At 52.5% G+C, this 17,055-nt stretch carries 16 protein-coding genes and 1 pseudogene; 7 read left to right on the top strand and 10 right to left on the bottom strand.

What is annotated here, in order from left to right:
* Positions 1-67: 67 nt before the first annotated feature.
* A pseudogene (locus tag OGV79_RS13350) lies at positions 68-857 on the top strand (AraC family transcriptional regulator); the annotation flags it as partial.
* Here the strand turns inward: OGV79_RS13350 and OGV79_RS13345 are convergent.
* Positions 840-1,286, bottom strand: a complete 447-nt coding sequence (locus OGV79_RS13345) for a DUF441 domain-containing protein (RefSeq protein ID WP_012132677.1) — start codon at positions 1,284-1,286, stop codon at positions 840-842. The pseudogene OGV79_RS13350 and the gene OGV79_RS13345 overlap by 18 nt on opposite strands.
* A 209-nt stretch (positions 1,287-1,495) precedes the next feature.
* Here OGV79_RS13345 and yoaI point away from each other — a divergent pair, with 209 nt between their 5' ends.
* On the top strand, positions 1,496-1,600 hold the full coding sequence (yoaI, locus tag OGV79_RS13340; RefSeq protein ID WP_096753847.1) for a small membrane protein YoaI: 105 nt from the start codon (positions 1,496-1,498) through the stop codon (positions 1,598-1,600).
* Between the two features lie 4 nt (positions 1,601-1,604).
* Here yoaI and OGV79_RS13335 read toward each other — a convergent pair whose 3' ends face one another.
* Positions 1,605-2,108 carry a YbaK/prolyl-tRNA synthetase associated domain-containing protein gene (locus tag OGV79_RS13335; protein WP_012132676.1) on the bottom strand — a complete coding sequence of 168 codons (504 nt, stop codon included), beginning with the start codon at positions 2,106-2,108 and terminating at the stop codon, positions 1,605-1,607.
* Between the two features lie 45 nt (positions 2,109-2,153).
* A complete protein-coding gene (dgcJ, locus tag OGV79_RS13330; RefSeq protein WP_286468582.1) occupies positions 2,154-3,641 on the bottom strand; it encodes a diguanylate cyclase DgcJ in 1,488 nt (495 codons plus the stop codon).
* A gap of 170 nt (positions 3,642-3,811) precedes the next feature.
* Here dgcJ and OGV79_RS13325 point away from each other — a divergent pair, with 170 nt between their 5' ends.
* On the top strand, positions 3,812-4,582 hold the full coding sequence (locus tag OGV79_RS13325) for a class I SAM-dependent methyltransferase (protein WP_049008788.1): 771 nt from the start codon (positions 3,812-3,814) through the stop codon (positions 4,580-4,582).
* A gap of 51 nt (positions 4,583-4,633) precedes the next feature.
* Here the strand turns inward: OGV79_RS13325 and OGV79_RS13320 are convergent, their stop codons facing one another.
* Positions 4,634-5,917, bottom strand: coding sequence for a YeaH/YhbH family protein (locus tag OGV79_RS13320; RefSeq protein ID WP_058669020.1), 1,284 nt, complete (start codon positions 5,915-5,917; stop codon positions 4,634-4,636).
* 204 nt (positions 5,918-6,121) lie between these two features.
* Positions 6,122-8,056, bottom strand: a complete 1,935-nt coding sequence (yeaG, locus tag OGV79_RS13315) for a protein kinase YeaG (protein ID WP_012132672.1) — start codon at positions 8,054-8,056, stop codon at positions 6,122-6,124.
* Positions 8,057-8,488: 432 nt separating this feature from the next.
* On the opposite strand from yeaG, the gene OGV79_RS13310 reads away from it, so the two are divergent.
* Positions 8,489-9,235 carry a MipA/OmpV family protein gene (locus OGV79_RS13310; RefSeq protein WP_012132670.1) on the top strand — a complete coding sequence of 249 codons (747 nt, stop codon included), beginning with the start codon at positions 8,489-8,491 and terminating at the stop codon, positions 9,233-9,235.
* Positions 9,236-9,444: 209 nt separating this feature from the next.
* Here the strand turns inward: OGV79_RS13310 and OGV79_RS13305 are convergent, their stop codons facing one another.
* Positions 9,445-10,329 (bottom strand): D-hexose-6-phosphate mutarotase, encoded by an 885-nt coding sequence (locus tag OGV79_RS13305; RefSeq protein ID WP_047457434.1) that lies wholly within the window; start codon positions 10,327-10,329, stop codon positions 9,445-9,447.
* 84 nt (positions 10,330-10,413) lie between these two features.
* A complete protein-coding gene (gene gapA, locus OGV79_RS13300) occupies positions 10,414-11,409 on the bottom strand; it encodes a glyceraldehyde-3-phosphate dehydrogenase (protein ID WP_012132666.1) in 996 nt (331 codons plus the stop codon).
* 341 nt (positions 11,410-11,750) lie between these two features.
* Here gapA and msrB point away from each other — a divergent pair, with 341 nt between their 5' ends.
* Both msrB and OGV79_RS13290 read left to right on the top strand, forming a co-directional pair.
* Positions 11,751-12,164, top strand: coding sequence for a peptide-methionine (R)-S-oxide reductase MsrB (msrB, locus tag OGV79_RS13295; RefSeq protein ID WP_047457431.1), 414 nt, complete (start codon positions 11,751-11,753; stop codon positions 12,162-12,164).
* 41 nt (positions 12,165-12,205) lie between these two features.
* On the top strand, positions 12,206-12,481 hold the full coding sequence (locus OGV79_RS13290; RefSeq protein WP_230011209.1) for a YeaC family protein: 276 nt from the start codon (positions 12,206-12,208) through the stop codon (positions 12,479-12,481).
* A gap of 105 nt (positions 12,482-12,586) precedes the next feature.
* Here the strand turns inward: OGV79_RS13290 and pncA are convergent, their stop codons facing one another.
* The 3 genes from pncA to sppA form a co-directional block, all read right to left on the bottom strand.
* Positions 12,587-13,228 (bottom strand): bifunctional nicotinamidase/pyrazinamidase, encoded by a 642-nt coding sequence (gene pncA / locus OGV79_RS13285; RefSeq protein WP_058669021.1) that lies wholly within the window; start codon positions 13,226-13,228, stop codon positions 12,587-12,589.
* Positions 13,229-13,238: 10 nt separating this feature from the next.
* Complete coding sequence (gene ansA, locus OGV79_RS13280) at positions 13,239-14,255, bottom strand: asparaginase (protein ID WP_058669022.1); 1,017 nt, start codon at positions 14,253-14,255, stop codon at positions 13,239-13,241.
* Positions 14,256-14,382: 127 nt separating this feature from the next.
* Positions 14,383-16,239, bottom strand: coding sequence for a signal peptide peptidase SppA (gene sppA, locus OGV79_RS13275; RefSeq protein WP_286468580.1), 1,857 nt, complete (start codon positions 16,237-16,239; stop codon positions 14,383-14,385).
* Between the two features lie 180 nt (positions 16,240-16,419).
* On the opposite strand from sppA, the gene OGV79_RS13270 reads away from it, so the two are divergent.
* Complete coding sequence (locus OGV79_RS13270) at positions 16,420-16,971, top strand: NAD(P)H nitroreductase (RefSeq protein ID WP_012132658.1); 552 nt, start codon at positions 16,420-16,422, stop codon at positions 16,969-16,971.
* Positions 16,972-17,055: the final 84 nt, after the last annotated feature.

Here is a 17,055-nt window from a genome sequence, read left to right as displayed (position 1 = left end):
TTACCGTTTTTACTCTCTGGATCAATCAAGCTAAAATGACAGTTTATCGCTAAAATCGGACAATATGATGATTGGCCTGAGACTGGATGGCTACGAGCCTGACCTTCACCATGATGCGGCTGTGGCCTTTTGCATTCGCGCTCGCGAAGATGAGCTTTTCAGTCCGCTGCATCACCATCGAAAAGGGCAACTGATCCTGGCGCTGCATGGCGCCATTACCTGCGAGGTAGAAAGCGCCATGTGGATGGTGCCGCCACAGTATGCGGTATGGGTTCCCGGCGAAATTTCCCACAGTAACCACGTCACGGCGGGGGCGGAATTATGTTTTCTGTTTATTGAGCCGGATGCGGTCGTGATGCCGGATCGCTGCTGTACGCTAAAAATAACGCCATTGTGCCGGGAGCTGATTCTGGCGCTTGCCGCGAGAACGGATATTCAGCGTACCGAGCCAATGACGCAGCGCCTGACACAGGTCTTGTTTGATGAGCTTCCGCAGCAACCACAGGAGCAGATGCAGCTTCCGGTCTCCGGGCATCCCAAAATACGTCAAATGGTGGAGACGATGGCGCGTGAACCAGCCCGCTGGCAAACGCTGGGGCAGTGGGCGAGCCTGTTCGCCATGAGCGAACGCAATCTTGCCCGACTGGTGGTAAAGGAAACCGGCCTGAGCTTTCGTCGCTGGCGTCACCAGTTGCAGCTTATTCTGGCGTTGCAGGCGCTGATTGACGGACACAGCGTGCAGCACGTCGCTCAAACGCTGGGTTATGATTCAACGACCGCGTTTATCACCATGTTTAAAAAGGGGCTGGGGCAAACGCCAGGCCGTTATCTGGCCGGGCTTACTGCTTCCCAATAATCAGCGACACCAGGCCTGCGGCAATGAGCGGGCCGACCGGCACGCCCCGGAACAGCGCAACGCCCAGTACCGTCCCCACCAGTAAACCCGCGACCAGCTGTGGCTGGCTTCCCATCAGCGTAACGCCGCGCCCGCCCAGCCAGGAAACAAAGACGCCAATGGCGATGGCAACCAGTGATTTCCAGTTGACGAAGGAGTGAATGAGCGTAGAGGGAGGCAGCGAACCGCTGGCTATCGGCGCCATGACGCCGATAGTCAGGATAATGATCCCGACGGTCAGCCCCTGTTTCTCAATCCACGGGAAAAACGTATTGAGTGGGGTAACGCGGACAATGATCAACACCAGAATTGAAACGGCGACAGTGGTGTTATGGCTGATAAAGCCCAGCGCTGCCAGTCCAAGCAGGATCAGCAGAGTGACATCAAACATCGTGGTTTCCTTGCCAGAGAAAGATAAGCCTGCTTACTGTACGCGCAAATACGTGAGTGAACAGGCTTTTTTATCAATAACGGCACATTTTCAGGCGAATACCTGAGGAGAATTTTCCGGGCAGGCCAGGCTTGCTGTCATTAAATTGCCATTAATTCGATTTATCAATAACAGGTGAGCCGTTTTCTCTGTCGCAACGGGGTGAAACCATGAACGATCATATGCTGATTGAAACGCTGATCATTACCTCATCATTTTTCGCTATTGCCGCGGTGATTGTGATTTCCGTACTGGTGCTGGAAAGACGTTTCTGAGCCGTTATTGCGCTCGGCGAAAGTTGACCAGTTCCGGCTGCGCAATGCGCAGGTAATCGTCGGTATTCATAATGACCGATTTTTCCAGCACGCCGGCGTTAAACGCGATTTCGTTGAAGCGCTCGAACAACAGCGGATCGGCCACCAGCTTCAGGTTAGGGTGGAAGCTAAAAGGGGGAATTGCGCCAAAGACGCAGCCGGTCAGCGCATCCACCTCGGCAGGGCTGGCAAGCGAAGCTCTTAGTCCGCCGAGATGGTTTGCGAGTTGGGCGAGATCGGCCTGCTGGTCAGCGGAAAGGATCGCCAGGACATGTTGATTGACGCCATTGCCTTTCACTTTACACACCAGCGCTTTTGCCCCCTGGCCCAGTGCGGTGCCGCGAATTTCCGAAACCGCTTCGCACTTACCGACCGCCTCGTGGCTGAGTACACGATAAGTGGCGCCTTCCTGCGATAAAAGGGTAATCAAACGCTGGTGAGCCGTGATTCCCTTAGCGACTTCATTCATCATTCACTCCCAATATTGCGATGAAGTTTTAACGGCAAAAGGGTATCACAAACGTGCATGATTTTGTTGTTTGTTGAGATAGAGTTGCTCATCGGAGGCCTTGTATGCGTCCTGGATCGTATCCTCAGGCCGCATATGATAAAGTCCAGCGGAAAAACTAATCACCTTATCTGGCGCGATGATTCGCAACTTATTGGCAATACGCTCAGGTAAAGTTGTTGCCGGTACAATTGAATCGATAAGAATTACACAAAATTCATCACCTCCCAGTCTTATTGCGTAATCAGTTTTACGCACCGATGCTTCAATGGCTTTTGCCAGCAATGTAATTGTGCGATCGCCTTCCTGATGCCCCTGCGTGTCGTTAATGACTTTCAACCTATCCAGATCGATGGCGATAAACGTCACGGAGGTGCCTGTGTTGACCAGTCGCTGCAACCGCTGTTCAAGCTGCGGTGTCAGGATCTTACGGTTATAGAGGCCGGTCATCGCATCGCTGATATTTTCACGATTGACATTATGGTAAAGGCGAAAATGCATTCTGACCATGTTCAGTAACGTAGCGGTAACGAGCAGGTAAAAGGCGAACAGTTTCCATGATGAGACAATAAAATACAGGATGTCGAGAGATAATGTGACACGGATTCCGCCTGGCAGGTCGTGAACATAATTAACATAATTAAAGAGGTTATTTTCGCTCTGATGGACAATGATTTTTTTCTCTGAATTAAGGTCGAACAGAGTCGCGTCCAGATAGCGCCAGACCAGTGGACGATCCTGAGTGTAAAAAATATTCTTCAGGTTATCCTGGTTAATATCCACCATTACTATGCCTTTTAACTTTCCATGTAGATAAACGGGAGTTAAAAAACTCATCACATTTTTTTCAGTAAGATCGTCCTGATAAATGCTTGAGAGCACTGTTCGCCCTGTGAATTGACCATCAATATCGTTACGGTTGATTCCCAGTGTTCCTTTTCGCAGAAAAGACCAGTGGTGCATAAAAAATTGTCTGGAGTCAATCAGGTTATAGAAATAGACGTAGCGTTTTTTAATATCCAGATAGTAGTGGAATTTATCTTCTACAGTGCCCAGCCCTTTACCATAATCCTTCTGGTTACGATTCGCGGCCACCGCCTGATCAAAAGCGAACAACAGAGGAGCGTCGTCAGCTACGATCGCGCAGTTTGCCTCGGCGGTTTGCAGTGTTCCATGTAGCGATGGGTTATTATGAGTGGTGAGATTGATGCCGTGGGTATTGCGACCTGTTTCAAATCCGCGGCATAACGCATATTGTTGTTCATCGGATGGCGGTGTTTTGGGCTCCGTGAACGTGCGCATTAAATGAGCTGCAATGCTCTGATTCTGGTACTTGTCATACAAAAATGAAGAGTCTGCCTTTTCGATGATGTAGCCCATATAGGCATTCATCGCCCTGTCACTGGCGATCAATTCATAAGCCAGAAAAGAGGACGTCAGTACAATGACGCTTGCGGAGATAAAGAGCCTGAGCGCTTTATGATGCAATTTCATGATGAATAACAGTTTTCAAAGGGCGACGCTTCAGTTTATCACAGTGGTGATGTTCTCTCTAACAGCGCCTTCGTCCTCTTTTGTGTTGTGAAATAAAAATCATTCTCATACTTCCCCTTTTTCTCTTAATGTTGTATTTATAATGCAACTTATCAGGAAGGAGGTGCGCGATGAGTGCGAATGAAAAAGCGGGCCATACATTTTTAGCAAGCCTGGGCAAAACCCGTCTGCGTCCGGGCGGCATTGAGGCGACGGAGTGGCTGTTCAGCCAGTCTCAGCTGACGCCGGGCAGCCAGGTGCTGGAAGTGGCATGCAATATGGCGACGACCGCCATTGAGTTGGTGCAACGTTTTGGTTGTTCGGTCTACGCCATCGATATGGATAAAAACGCGCTGGCAAACGCGCGGAACAATGTCGCGGCGCACGGGCTGGAAAATCACATCCATGTCATGGCCGCCAATGCCAACAGCTTACCCTTTGCCGATAACAGTTTTGATGTCGTGATTAACGAGGCCATGCTCACCATGTATGCCGACAAAGCGAAAGCAAAGCTGATCGGTGAATATTATCGGGTTCTGAAGCCGGGTGGCCGTCTCTTAACGCACGATATTATGCTGACCAGCCAGAAGCTGGCGGAAGGTGAGCAGAACCAGCTTCAGCATGTGGTGAAATCGAATGTAAGTCCGATGACCAAACAAGGCTGGCGCGATCTGTTGCTGGATTCCGGGTTTGAGCAGGTTTTACAGCAGAACGGTGAAATGTCGCTGATGTCTCCGCGAGGGTTGATTCGCGATGAAGGGCTGAAAGGGGCGCTTAAAATTGTTTATAACGGGCTGTGCATCCGTGACAATCGCAGCCGTTTTATCAAGATGTTTCGCTTCTTTAAATCACAGCGCCATCAGTTGAATTACATTGCCTGCTGTTCGGTTAAGGGGAAATAAAGAAAAGCCAGAACACGGTTCTGGCTTTTTACTGACCTGACGGACTGATTTCTAGTCTTTACTTGTCGTACTTTGTTTCTGGAACAGTTCACGGAAGACCGGATAGATATCATCCTGGTCGCGGATATGCTGCATCGCAAAGTTATCAAAAGTCGATTGCAGATGCTCATATTCGCGCCATAAGGTCTGGTGGGCGCGGCGGGTGATTTCGATATAGCTGTAATAGCGCACCACCGGCAGCAGTTTTTTCGCCAGAATCTCATGACACAGCGGAGAGTCATCTGCCCAGTTATCGCCATCCGAAGCCTGCGCCGCGTAGATATTCCACTGCGCCGGGTCGTAGCGATCTTTCACTACCTCATCCATCAATTTCAGGGCGCTGGAGACGATAGTGCCCCCGGTTTCCTGGGAGTAGAAGAACTCATGTTCATCCACCTCTTTTGCCTGCGTATGGTGGCGGATATAGACCACTTCAACGTTCTTATAGGTTCGGCTGAGGAACAGGTAGAGCAGGATATAAAAACGTTTGGCCATATCTTTGGTGGCCTGATCCATCGAGCCGGATACGTCCATCAGGCAGAACATCACGGCCTGGCTGGAAGGGTCAGGGCGCTTTTCATAATTTTTGTAGCGTAAATCAAAGGTGTCGATAAAGGGGACACGGTCGATTTTTGCCCGCAGTTCGGCAATCTCTTTACGTAGCCGCTCCTCTTCCAGCAACTGCGCGGGTTCGCTTTTGGTGATGATGTCCAGGTCGTCCTCAAGCGCGCGCAGCTCCCGACGTTTACCCGCAGTCATCGCCGTGCGGCGCGCCAGAGAGTTTTGCAGGGAACGCACCACGCTGATGTTGGCCGGAACGCCGTTGGAGGTAAAACCCGCGCGGTGGGTTTTATACTCAGTAAGCTGCCGTTGCTGATTTTTTTTCAGATTAGGCAGCGCTAAATCTTCAAAGAGCAGATCCAGATACTCATCTTTGGAAATCTGAAAGACGAATTCATCCTGACCCTCACCATCCTGACTGGCCTGGCCTTGCCCACTCCCGGAACCACCGCCGCCACCTTGTGGACGCTCAATGCGATCGTTCTGTACGAAATGATCGTTGCCGGGGTGTACGCGATGGCGCAAGCCGCCCCGTCCCTGATGAAACATCGGTTCGCTGATGTCATCCGTCGGGATTGAAACGGACTCGCCGCTCTCTACATCGGTCACCGAACGTTTATTAATGGCCTCGGAGATCGACTGTTTAATTTGCGCTTTATAACGGCGTAAGAAGCGCTGGCGGTTCACCATGCTCTTGTTTTTACCGTTAAGACGCCGGTCAATAAACCAGGTCATAAGCCCCCCGTACTGCATTTGCCAACTTACGCTTCATCCTTCAAGTTGTCTCTGCGTTGGCTGTATTCGCTCACCCCAGTCACGTACTTATGTACGCTCCTGGGGATTCACTCATTTGCCGCCTTGATACCTCTTGAATGATTTCGCGTACAAAAGAATTGTTGGCCCGGTAAACGGATAAAATTTTCCGGGCCATTTATGCTGTTAAGACGATTTACGTACGCGCAGATACCATTCGCACAGCAGGCGAACCTGCTTACGGGTATAACCTTTCTCCATCATGCGGTCGACAAAATCGTCGTGTTTTTTCTGCTCGTCGGTTGAGGTTTTCGCGTTAAACGAAATCACCGGCAGCAGCTCCTCGGTATTCGAGAACATTTTCTTCTCAATAACCGTGCGCAGTTTTTCGTAACTGGTCCAGTTTGGATTGCGACCGCTGTTATTCGCTCTGGCACGCAGAACGAAGTTGACGATCTCGTTACGGAAATCTTTCGGGTTGCTGATGCCCGCCGGTTTTTCGATTTTCTCCAGTTCAGCGTTCAGTGACTCGCGGTCAAAGAGCTGGCCGGTATCCGGGTCACGGTATTCCTGATCCTGAATCCAGAAATCCGCATAGGTGACATAACGATCAAAAATGTTCTGTCCGTACTCGGAATAGGATTCCAGATAGGCGGTCTGGATCTCTTTGCCAATAAACTCGGCGTATTTCGGGATCAGATAACCCTTCAGGAACTCCAGATAACGCTCAGCCAGCTCCTGCGGGAACTGTTCGCGCTCGATCTGCTGCTCCAGTACGTAGAACAGATGCACCGGGTTGGCGGCCACTTCGGCATGGTCAAAGTTAAACACGCGGGAGAGGATCTTAAACGCGAAACGCGTGGACAGACCATTCATCCCTTCATCGACGCCGGCGTAATCCCGGTATTCCTGATAGGACTTCGCTTTCGGGTCGGTATCTTTCAGGCTTTCGCCATCATAGACGCGCATTTTCGAGTAGATGCTCGAGTTTTCCGGCTCTTTCAGACGAGAAAGAATCGAGAAGCGCGACAGGGTTTCCAGCGTACCCGGCGCGCATGGCGCATGAGTCAGCTCACTGTGATTCAGCAGCTTCTCGTAGATTTTGATCTCTTCGGAAATGCGTAAGCAATACGGCACCTTCACGATGTAAACACGGTCGAGGAAGGCTTCGTTATTTTTGTTGTTGCGGAAAGTCACCCATTCGGATTCGTTCGAGTGGGCAAGAATAATACCGTTAAACGGCAGGGCGGAGATACCTTCCGTCCCGTTATAGTTACCTTCCTGAGTGGCGGTCAGCAGAGGATGCAGCACTTTAATCGGTGCTTTAAACATCTCGACGAACTCCATGATCCCCTGGTTAGCGCGGCACAGCGCGCCGGAATAACCATAGGCATCCGGGTCGTTTTGCGCGTGGTGTTCGAGTTTACGAATATCCACCTTGCCGACCAGCGCGGAAATATCCTGGTTGTTTTCATCGCCGGGTTCTGTTTTGGCGATAGCAATCTGTTCCAGAATGGACGGCCAGACTTTGATGACGCGGAATTTGGTAATATCCCCGCCGAACTCATGCAGACGTTTCGCGGCCCACGGCGACATAATGGTGCCGAGATAGCGGCGAGGAATGCCGTACTCTTTTTCCAGAATCTGCGCGTCCTCCTGCGGATTAAACAGGCATAACGGGTGATCGTTTACCGGACTACGCTCACCGTTGGCGCTCAGAACATAAATAGGCACATGCTGCATCAAAGATTTCAGTCGCTCGGCCAGCGACGATTTACCGCCCCCTACAGGCCCCAACAGATACAGGATCTGTTTCTTCTCTTCCAGCCCCTGAGCCGCGTGTTTCAGATAAGAGACAATCTGTTCAATCGCGTCTTCCATGCCGTAAAACTCTTCGAATGCGGGATAGCGAGCGATGACCCGGTTCGAAAAGAGTCGAGAAAGTCGAGGTTCCTGGGCAGTATCGACCATGACAGGCTCACCAATAGCCATCAGTAGCCGCTCTGCCGCGTTGGCATAAGCACTGCGATCTTGCCGACAAGTGGTAAGAAACTCCTGCAGTGTGAACTCTTCGTCCTTGGCAGCTTCATAGCGCTGGCGATAGTGATCGAATATATTCATGGTATGCCGTCCTTTCGTTTTTTAGCACATGGTAAGAGCCGTTCATATGAATAGTAGAGGCTCCCGGAAGAGGTAACTGAACGACGTCTCTACTGATAAACAGCAACTCTCATGCCACAACGCAGAGCAAGAGATCAACGTGCCCGGTGATACACCTTCTTAAAATTAAGCGTAGATGGCATTTGCAAAACTTGCCTGTGCGCATAAATGAATTTCAATGGCATATCAATAACTCATCCGCTAAAAGTGCATGGTTATGTAAAGAAAAGAGATGAAAGTCATCCCACGTTCATCCGACTGCAAGCAAACTGTCATCCACTATTGAGAAATTAACCGGTTACAGAGAGTGAAACGAATAAGTAAAATAGTTGGGTTGAAACGTATTGGCAGTTACACTTTTGGCGCTAAACATTTGAATAAGGAATATGGATTGTGACCAAACTCAAACTTCTGGCATTTGGCGTGCTTATCGCCACATCAGCTGGCGTAGCGCAAGCTGAAAACGACTTGACGCTGGGCGCTGGCGTTGGTGTGGTTGAACATCCTTACAAAGATTACGATGCTGATGTGTATCCGGTGCCGGTTATCAACTATGAAAGTGATAACTTCTGGTTCCGGGGGCTGGGCGGCGGATACTACCTGTGGAACGACAAAGCGGATAAATTGTCGATTACCGCGTACTGGTCTCCGCTGTACTTTAAGCCAGGCGACAGCGACGATCGCCGACTGCGTGAACTCGACAAGCGTAAGAGCACCATGATGGCGGGCCTGTCTTACATCCACAATACCGAATACGGTTTCCTGCGCACCACGCTGGCGGGCGATACGCTGGATAACAGCAACGGCATCGTGTGGGATCTGGCCTGGTTGTACCGCTATACCAATGGCGCTCTGACGCTGACGCCGGGCATTGGCGTGCAGTGGAACAGCGAAAACCAGAACGAATACTACTATGGCGTTTCGCGCAAAGAGTCCTCGCGCAGCGGCCTGCGTAGCTACGATCCAGAAAGCGGCTGGAACCCGTACCTGGAAATCAGCGCTAACTACAACTTCCTCGGGGACTGGAGCGTTTACGGTACAGCGCGTTATACCCGTTTGTCGGATGAAGTGACCGACAGCCCGATGGTTGATAAATCCTGGACCGGCCTGATCTCAACCGGGATCACCTATAAGTTCTGATTGTGCATTTTTACAGTGCAATTCGTGCATCAAAACAGGGCGCTTGCGCTCTGTTTTGCTTTACGGTGGTGCATTGATGGGGAGGATGCGATGACAGGACGTGGTACATGGGTGAGAATGCCAGCGCAGAGATGTATGCAGACGGCGGCGCCGACAGGTTGCAGGCCGGATAAGATGCGTCAGCATCGTCATCCGGCATCAGTCAACCCTTAACGTTTTGCGACGCGAATTGTTTGCACCAGGCGAGACGGTTTTTCTTCGCTGGCTTTTTGCGGCGCGGTGGCGTAAGCCGTTTCCACACAGACAAAGGTTTTGTAGCCATCATCCGGCATGTCGCCCATGCTGGCGGCGAGTGCCGGGCCAGGGTTCCATCCCACAACGTTAATGTTGTGATGGTGGATGACGTCAATGTTGCGGTTCAGCGCATCATCATGGATAACGCTACAGGCTTCCGGGTTCAGGTAAACGCGGTCAGTACGATCCGGGAACGTCTGGACGCCGTCTGCCAGCACATCTTCTTTGGCGTCGTTCACTTTATCAATGAAACGGTCGCCAAGGCCGCTGACCTTAACTGCGGCGATATCGCCGACGTTAAAGTAGGTGTGCAGGGCAGACGTGGTTTCGAATTCGCCGTGGGCCTCCAGTTCGATCTCACAGGTTTTACCCACTTTGAAGCGCGCAAGCAGGGTGAAATCGTGCGGCCAGTACTGGCGCGTTGCCTCACTGCTCTGTAGTTCAAATGTCAGTACCGCGCCGTTGTCGTCTTCGTTGTGGGCTTTCAGCGCCCACGGCAGGTTACGGGCAAAGCCGTGAGACGGCAGACCCTGCTGCGCAGAGGGGCCAAACCACGGCCAGCAGATCGGTACGCCGCCACGCAGCGCAACGCCTGTTTTAAACGGCGTGTTGTTGCTCAGCCACAGCACTTCTTCGGCGCCTGCTGGTTTCCAGGAGAGCAAATGTGCGCCCTGGAGTGCAAAAGACGCCTTAACTTGCGGGTGATCGACGACGATCACGTCAAGCTCGTCGAGCTGGCGGCGGGAGAGGACAGGGGTAATTTGTTCGATGACCGGGAGAGCGAAAATTGTGTTAATCATGATGCAATCCTTGGAGTTGAAAACTCTTAGCCATAAAAAAAGGCGACCGGAGGTCGCCTTTTGGGATCAATTTCTCATCTCAACTTATTTGGAGATGTGAGCAATCAGATCCAGAACTTTGTTGGAGTAGCCGGTTTCGTTGTCGTACCAGGAGACCAGTTTCACGAAGTTGTCGTTCAGCGCGATACCTGCTTTAGCATCGAACACGGAAGTGCACACTTCGCCGTTGAAATCGGTAGAGACTACGTCGTCTTCGGTGTAACCCAGAACGCCTTTCATCGGGCCTTCGGAAGCAGCTTTGATCGCTTTCTTAATGTCTTCGTAAGAAGCCGCTTTTTCCAGACGAACGGTCAGGTCAACAACGGATACGTTCGGAGTCGGAACGCGGAACGCCATACCAGTCAGTTTGCCGTTCAGTTCCGGCAGCACTTTACCTACCGCTTTAGCAGCACCGGTAGAGGACGGGATGATGTTCTGAGCTGCGCCACGGCCGCCGCGCCAGTCTTTGTGAGACGGGCCGTCAACGGTTTTCTGAGTAGCGGTGGTCGCGTGAACGGTGGTCATCAGACCTTCGATGATACCGAAGTTGTCGTTGATAACTTTAGCCAGCGGCGCCAGGCAGTTAGTGGTACAGGATGCGTTGGAAACGATGTCCTGGCCTTCGTATTTGTCAAAGTTAGCGCCTTTAACAAACATCGGAGTGTTGTCTTTGGACGGGCCCGTCAGAACCACTTTTTTCGCGCCAGCAGTGATGTGCTTACGTGCGGTTTCGTCAGTCAGGAAGATACCGGTAGCTTCAGCAACTACGTCAACACCAACTTCGTCCCATTTCAGGTTAGCCGGATCACGTTCAGCGGTAACACGGATTTTTTTACCGTTAACGATCAGATGACCGTCTTTCACTTCAACGGTGCCATCGAAACGACCGTGAGTGGAGTCATATTTCAGCATGTAAGCCATGTATTCAGCGTCTAACAGATCGTTGATTGCAACAATCTCAATGTCAGAACGTTTCTGAGCAGCACGGAAAACAATGCGACCGATACGGCCAAAACCGTTGATACCTACTTTGATAGTCATATATTCCACCAGCTATTTGTTAGTGAATAAAAGGTTGCCTGTAAAATTACAAAAACCTTACGCAGCGTCAAGCGGAATCGTGTCAATCATTGCGACAAATCAATCCTCTGTACAAGCTTTGCACGGCTGACTCGCCTCACTCTTCCTTTCGGCTTGAAACCACATGGGGGCGGCGCCCCGAATTTTAAAGGGCAACTGAGATAAAAACGTGATTTCGATCACGATTCATAAGCTGCCATTTCGCAAGGATCAAGTTTAGAACAAAAGTTCACACTGGGGTGTTAATGTTTTGTTAGAATCGGTCACGCAATGTGAGTATGGCTAAAGCGAGATGTGAGCAAATGGCTAATCAACCCTCTGCGGAAGATCTGAAAAAAAAGTTGTCCGAAATGCAATTCTACGTGACGCAGAATCACGGTACAGAACCGCCATTTACCGGGCGTTTGCTGCATAATAAGCGTGATGGCGTCTACCACTGTCTGGTCTGCGACGCGCCGCTGTTTCATTCCCAAACCAAGTATGATTCCGGCTGCGGCTGGCCGAGCTTTTACGAGCCGGTCAGTGAAGAATCTATCCGTTACATTAAGGACTTTTCCCACGGGATGCAGCGTATAGAAATTCGCTGCGGCAACTGTGATGCGCACCTGGGACATGTCTTTTCGGATGGCCCACAGCCGACGGGTGAGCGTTATTGCGTCAATTCGGCCTCATTAAGCTTCACCGATGATGAAAACGGCGAACAAACTAAGGGCTGAAAAAACGATTCAGCAAATTATTCCACAGGAGCGGACTTATCATGAATCTTGATGAGATGATCGACAGCATGACGCCGGAAGTTTATCAGCGCTTATCTAGCGCCGTTGAGCTGGGAAAATGGCCGGATGGCGTTGCGCTGACGCCGGAGCAAAAAGAGAACAGCATGCAACTGGTGATGCTCTGGCAGGCGCGGCACAATACCGACGCGCAGCATATGACCATTGATACCAACGGTCAGATGGTGATGAAAAGTAAGCAGCAGTTGAAAGAGGATTTTGGTATTGCGCCAAAATCGATTGCGACGCTGAAACTGTAATGTAGCGCTTTTTTGTTGGTAGCCTGATGGCGCTTCGCTTATCAGGCCTACAAAGCGATGACCAGTAGGCCTGATAAGCGAAGCGCCATCAGGCAGTAAGAACACCTAACCCTGCGTCTCTTCCCAGTCAGCCAGCGTATACAGCGTGGCGCCGGCGGCCGCCATCTCCATAAAGGCGTGCGTGCTGTCTTGCGGCTGAATATTCACGCCGCGACAGCCGTCGGTAATCACATTCACCGTATAACCCAGTTGCAGCGCATCCAGCACGGTAAACTTCACGCAGTAATCGGTCGCCAGCCCCATCACGATCAGCGTCTGTACGCCGTTCTCCCGAAGCCAGGCGTCCAGGGCGGTTTTCTGGCGGCGTCCGTTATCAAAAAAGGCGCTGTAGCTGTCCACCTGCGGATTCTCGCCTTTATGGAAAACCGCGTCGATGGCGTTCTGCCTGAGCAGGGGATGCAGGGCCGCGCCGTCGCTATTTTGTACGCAGTGATCGGGCCAGAAGGTTTGCGCTAAACCGTCCAGTTGTCCCTGGCTGTAGGGCTGCGCCTGATGCTGGCTGGCGAAACTGCCGTGTCCGGCAGGATGCCAGTCCTGGCTGGCGATCACCGCGTCGCCGCGCGCTTTACACCAGGCGATAAGACGGTTTGCTACGTCCACGGTGCTGTCGCCTTCAGGGACGGCCAGTGCGCCGCCGGCACAAAAATCATTCTGCAAATCAACCAGTAGTAAGGCCCGGGTCGTCATGAAAAGTTCCTTATTCGTCTGGCGTCAGTTCACCGCGTAGATTTTGCGTCATCGCGGTACGAATGGTCTGTGTATCCAGATTCTGGCTTAACAAGTAGTGCAGCTTAGTCAGCGTTGCTTCAACGGTCATATCCGCGCCGCCGATCACGCCAGCATGCGCCAGCGCGTTGCCGGTGGCATACCCACCCATATTCACCTTGCCGGACATGCATTGCGTCAGGTTAACCACCACGATACCGCGTGAACTCGCATCTTCCAGTTCTTTGAGGAACTCTTTGTTCTGCGGCGCGTTGCCGACGCCGTAAGAACGCAGGATCAGCGCTTTTACCGGCTGGCGCAGGAAGTTACGCACCACTTCGGCAGAAATTCCCGGATAAATGGTGACGACGCCAATAGGCTGCGGCGTGATTGGGTGAACAATCAGCTCGCCTTCGCCGTGCGGTGCGGGCGGCGTACTTAAGCGACGGATATGAATTCCGGCTTCCAGCAGCGGCTGAAGGTTGGGGGAGGCGAACGCGTCAAAGCCATCGGCATGCGCTTTTGTCGTGCGGTTGCCGCGAAACAGCCGATTATTGAAAAAGAGGGTGACCTCATTGATGGGGTAATTCGCGGCGACATACAGGGCATTCAGCAGATTAATCTGCCCATCGGAGCGCAGCTCCGCCAGCGGGATTTGTGACCCTGTCACAATTACCGGCTTACCCAGATTCTCCAGCATGAAGGAGAGCGCCGAGGCGGTGAACGCCATCGTGTCCGTGCCGTGGAGGATGACAAAGCCGTCATAGTCGTTGTAACGCGCTTTGATGTCTTCTGCGATATGCTGCCAGTCTTCCGGCGTCATATCGGATGAGTCCATCAGCGGGGCATATTCATGAATGGTGAAGTCCGGCATTTCCGGGCGGTGAAATTCGGGCATCAGCGCCAGCTGGCGCTGGAGATGGCCTGATACTGGAATGTAACCCTGTTCCGAGCGCTGCATACCAATCGTACCGCCGGTATAGGCAACGTAAATCGATTTCTTCTGCATGGCAATGTTCTTACGAAGTGAAGTCTCTTATATTGCCGGAGGCGGTTGCGCCTTATCCGGCCTACAAATTACGCGAAACTCGTAGGCCGAATAAAACGCGATAGCATCGCCATCCGGCAATGGCAATTTAGCGCACGTTCGCGCAGGTCAGGCAGAACGCATAACGGTTTTGTGGATCGTTAAAGGCAGCCAGTTTATCACTCTCTGCTTTTACCGCGCTGGCGGCTGTCGCCAGCGGCGCCGGGAGCATCGCCTGAATGGCTTCCGGCAGCATCGCGCGCACGGAGCCGGACATGCTGTTCATGATTCTGTCGAAGAATGTCGGTTCATCCTGATAATACTCAAGATGCCATTGCTTCAGTTTAGCCAGCTCTGCGGCTTTGGCGATGGCGTCGTCAAAGTCACCCAGACTGTCTACCAGACCATTCGCTTTTGCATCCTGACCGGTCCAGACATGCCCCTGCGCGATTTTATCAATCTGCGCCGGGGTGCTCTTACGCGCATCGGCAACCAGCGTGATAAAGCGTTTGTAGCCATTCTCAATGCTGAGCTGCATCATCTGCTGCACTTCAGGCGGCAGCGATTTGGTGACAGAAACGTCCGCCAGCGGCGAGGTGGCGACGCCATCGGTATGCACGCCGATCGAATCCAGGCTGTTCTCAACGGTGTTGATAACGCCAAAGATGCCGATTGAGCCTGTCAGGGTGCTCGGGTTCGCCACAATGTAGCTTGCCGGGGTGGAGATCCAGTAACCGCCGGATGCCGCCATTCCGCCCATCGACACCACAACCGGCTTGCCTGCGGCTTTCGCAGCGGCCAGTTCGGCGCGAATGACTTCAGAGGCGCTGACGCTGCCGCCGGGGCTGTTTACGCGCAGCACAATCGCTTTCACTTTCGGGTCCAGGCGCGCCTCGCGGATTTGCGACGCTGTCGTGTCGCCGCCGACGTTGCCCGGTGTTTCTTCACCGTCCATAATCGCGCCATTGGCGAACACAACGCCAATACCGTCGCCGGTATCGGCAGGCGTTTTCAGCGAATAATCGTAATAGCTGATGGCCCGATAGTTGTTTTCTGCTTTGCTCCAGCCAAACTGTTTGGTCAGCGCTTTTTCCACTTCGGCGTTAGACGCCAGCGCATCCACCAGTTTGTTGTCGAGCGCGTATTTCGCGGTATCGCCATCCACTTTGCTCAGCCCGTCGAGCATAGCCTGCGCGCCAGGGAAGACCTGCTGCGCGGGGATCTGACGGTTCGCCGCAACGGTGTTCAGGTAGTTTTGCCACAGCTCGCCAATCCAGCGGCTGTCCGCTTCGCGCGCGGCAGGCGACATATCATCGCGGATAAACGGTTCCACGGCGGATTTATAAGTGCCGACGCGGAAGACGTGCGTGGAGACTTTCAGCTTATCCAGCAAGGATTTGTAATACAGGCCGTTGGTTGCGAAGCCGTGCAGATCGACCGTACCCTGCGGAGAAAGCCAGATTTTATTGGCGAAGCTCGCCAGGTAATATTGCCCCTGACTGTAGCTGTCGCCTACGGCAAAGACCGGCTTGCCGCTATCGCGAAATTCGCGCAGCGCTTTCCCGATGTACTGCATGGAAGGCTGATCGGCGCCCGCGAAGTTTTTCAGATCCATCACGATGCCGGTGATATTGCGATCGTCTTTCGCCTGACGAATGGTGTTGACGATATCAAACAGTGAGTTTTCTTGCAGGCGGTCAGAGCTGGCGCCAAACAGCTGTCGGCCAATGACGCCCAGGCGGTTGGTGCTGGACGGTTTATCGACGATCACGCCGGAAATATCCAACAGCAGCGCGCCGCGTGCAGTTTGTTGGCTGGTGTTGCCATCGCTAAGCTGCATCCAGATACCGACGCCCACCAGAACCAGAAAGATGAAGAACAGGTTGAGCACCAGTTCCCGGACGAAATTCAGCAGTCGCCATGTCCACTTAAAAAATCCGGCAATAAATCGCCACAGGGTTCGCATGTATTCTCCCTACCAGATTAACATTCCGCTATCTCCGTCATACTCAGAGAGAAAGCGTATAAGATGTGGGTATCGTAATGACCAGGCAGGCACTTGTCAGCAGGAATCACTGCCTGTGCTGTAACTAAATCCCCTCTCGTGTTAATTTTGTGAATAAATATCATTGCTGGAGTTAACCAAATGGACGCACTCGAATTACTTGTAAACCGTCGTAGCGCCTCTCGTCTGGCCGAGCCCGCGCCTGCGGGTGAACAGTTACAAAATATTCTGCGCGCGGGCATGCGCGTACCCGATCACAAATCCCTGCAACCCTGGCGTTTTTTTGTGATTGAAGGTGAGGGGCGTGAGCGCTTCAGCGCTGTTCTGGAGCAGGGCGCCATTGCGGCGGAAGGCGATGAGAAAGCGATAGAGAAAGCGCGCACCGCGCCATTTCGCGCGCCGCTGATCATCACGGTGGTGGCGAAATGCGAGGAGAACCACAAAGTGCCGCTGTGGGAGCAGGAGATGTCAGCAGGATGTGCGGTTATGGCGATGCAGATGGCGGCGATTGCGCAAGGCTTCAACGGCATCTGGCGCAGCGGCGCGTTAACCGAAAGCCCGGTGGTTCGCGAGGCGTTCGGCTGTCGCGCACAGGATAAAATTGTGGGCTTCCTCTATCTGGGCACGCCGCAGCTGAAAGCGTCAACGACCATCAGCGTACCGGACCCGACGCCTTTCGTGACGTATTTCTAAGCGTCATGGCCCCGGCAGGCGGCTTTTTCGATGAGCGCCTGCCGATTATTCGGCAAAACTGTCTGGATTATGAGCAAAGACGCC

This window comes from Citrobacter sp. CK185 (assembly GCF_030333565.1).
Classification (GTDB): domain Bacteria; phylum Pseudomonadota; class Gammaproteobacteria; order Enterobacterales; family Enterobacteriaceae; genus Citrobacter_B; species Citrobacter_B koseri.
Note: the sequence above shows the minus strand (reverse complement) of the source record. Positions and strands in the feature narration are given on the sequence as shown.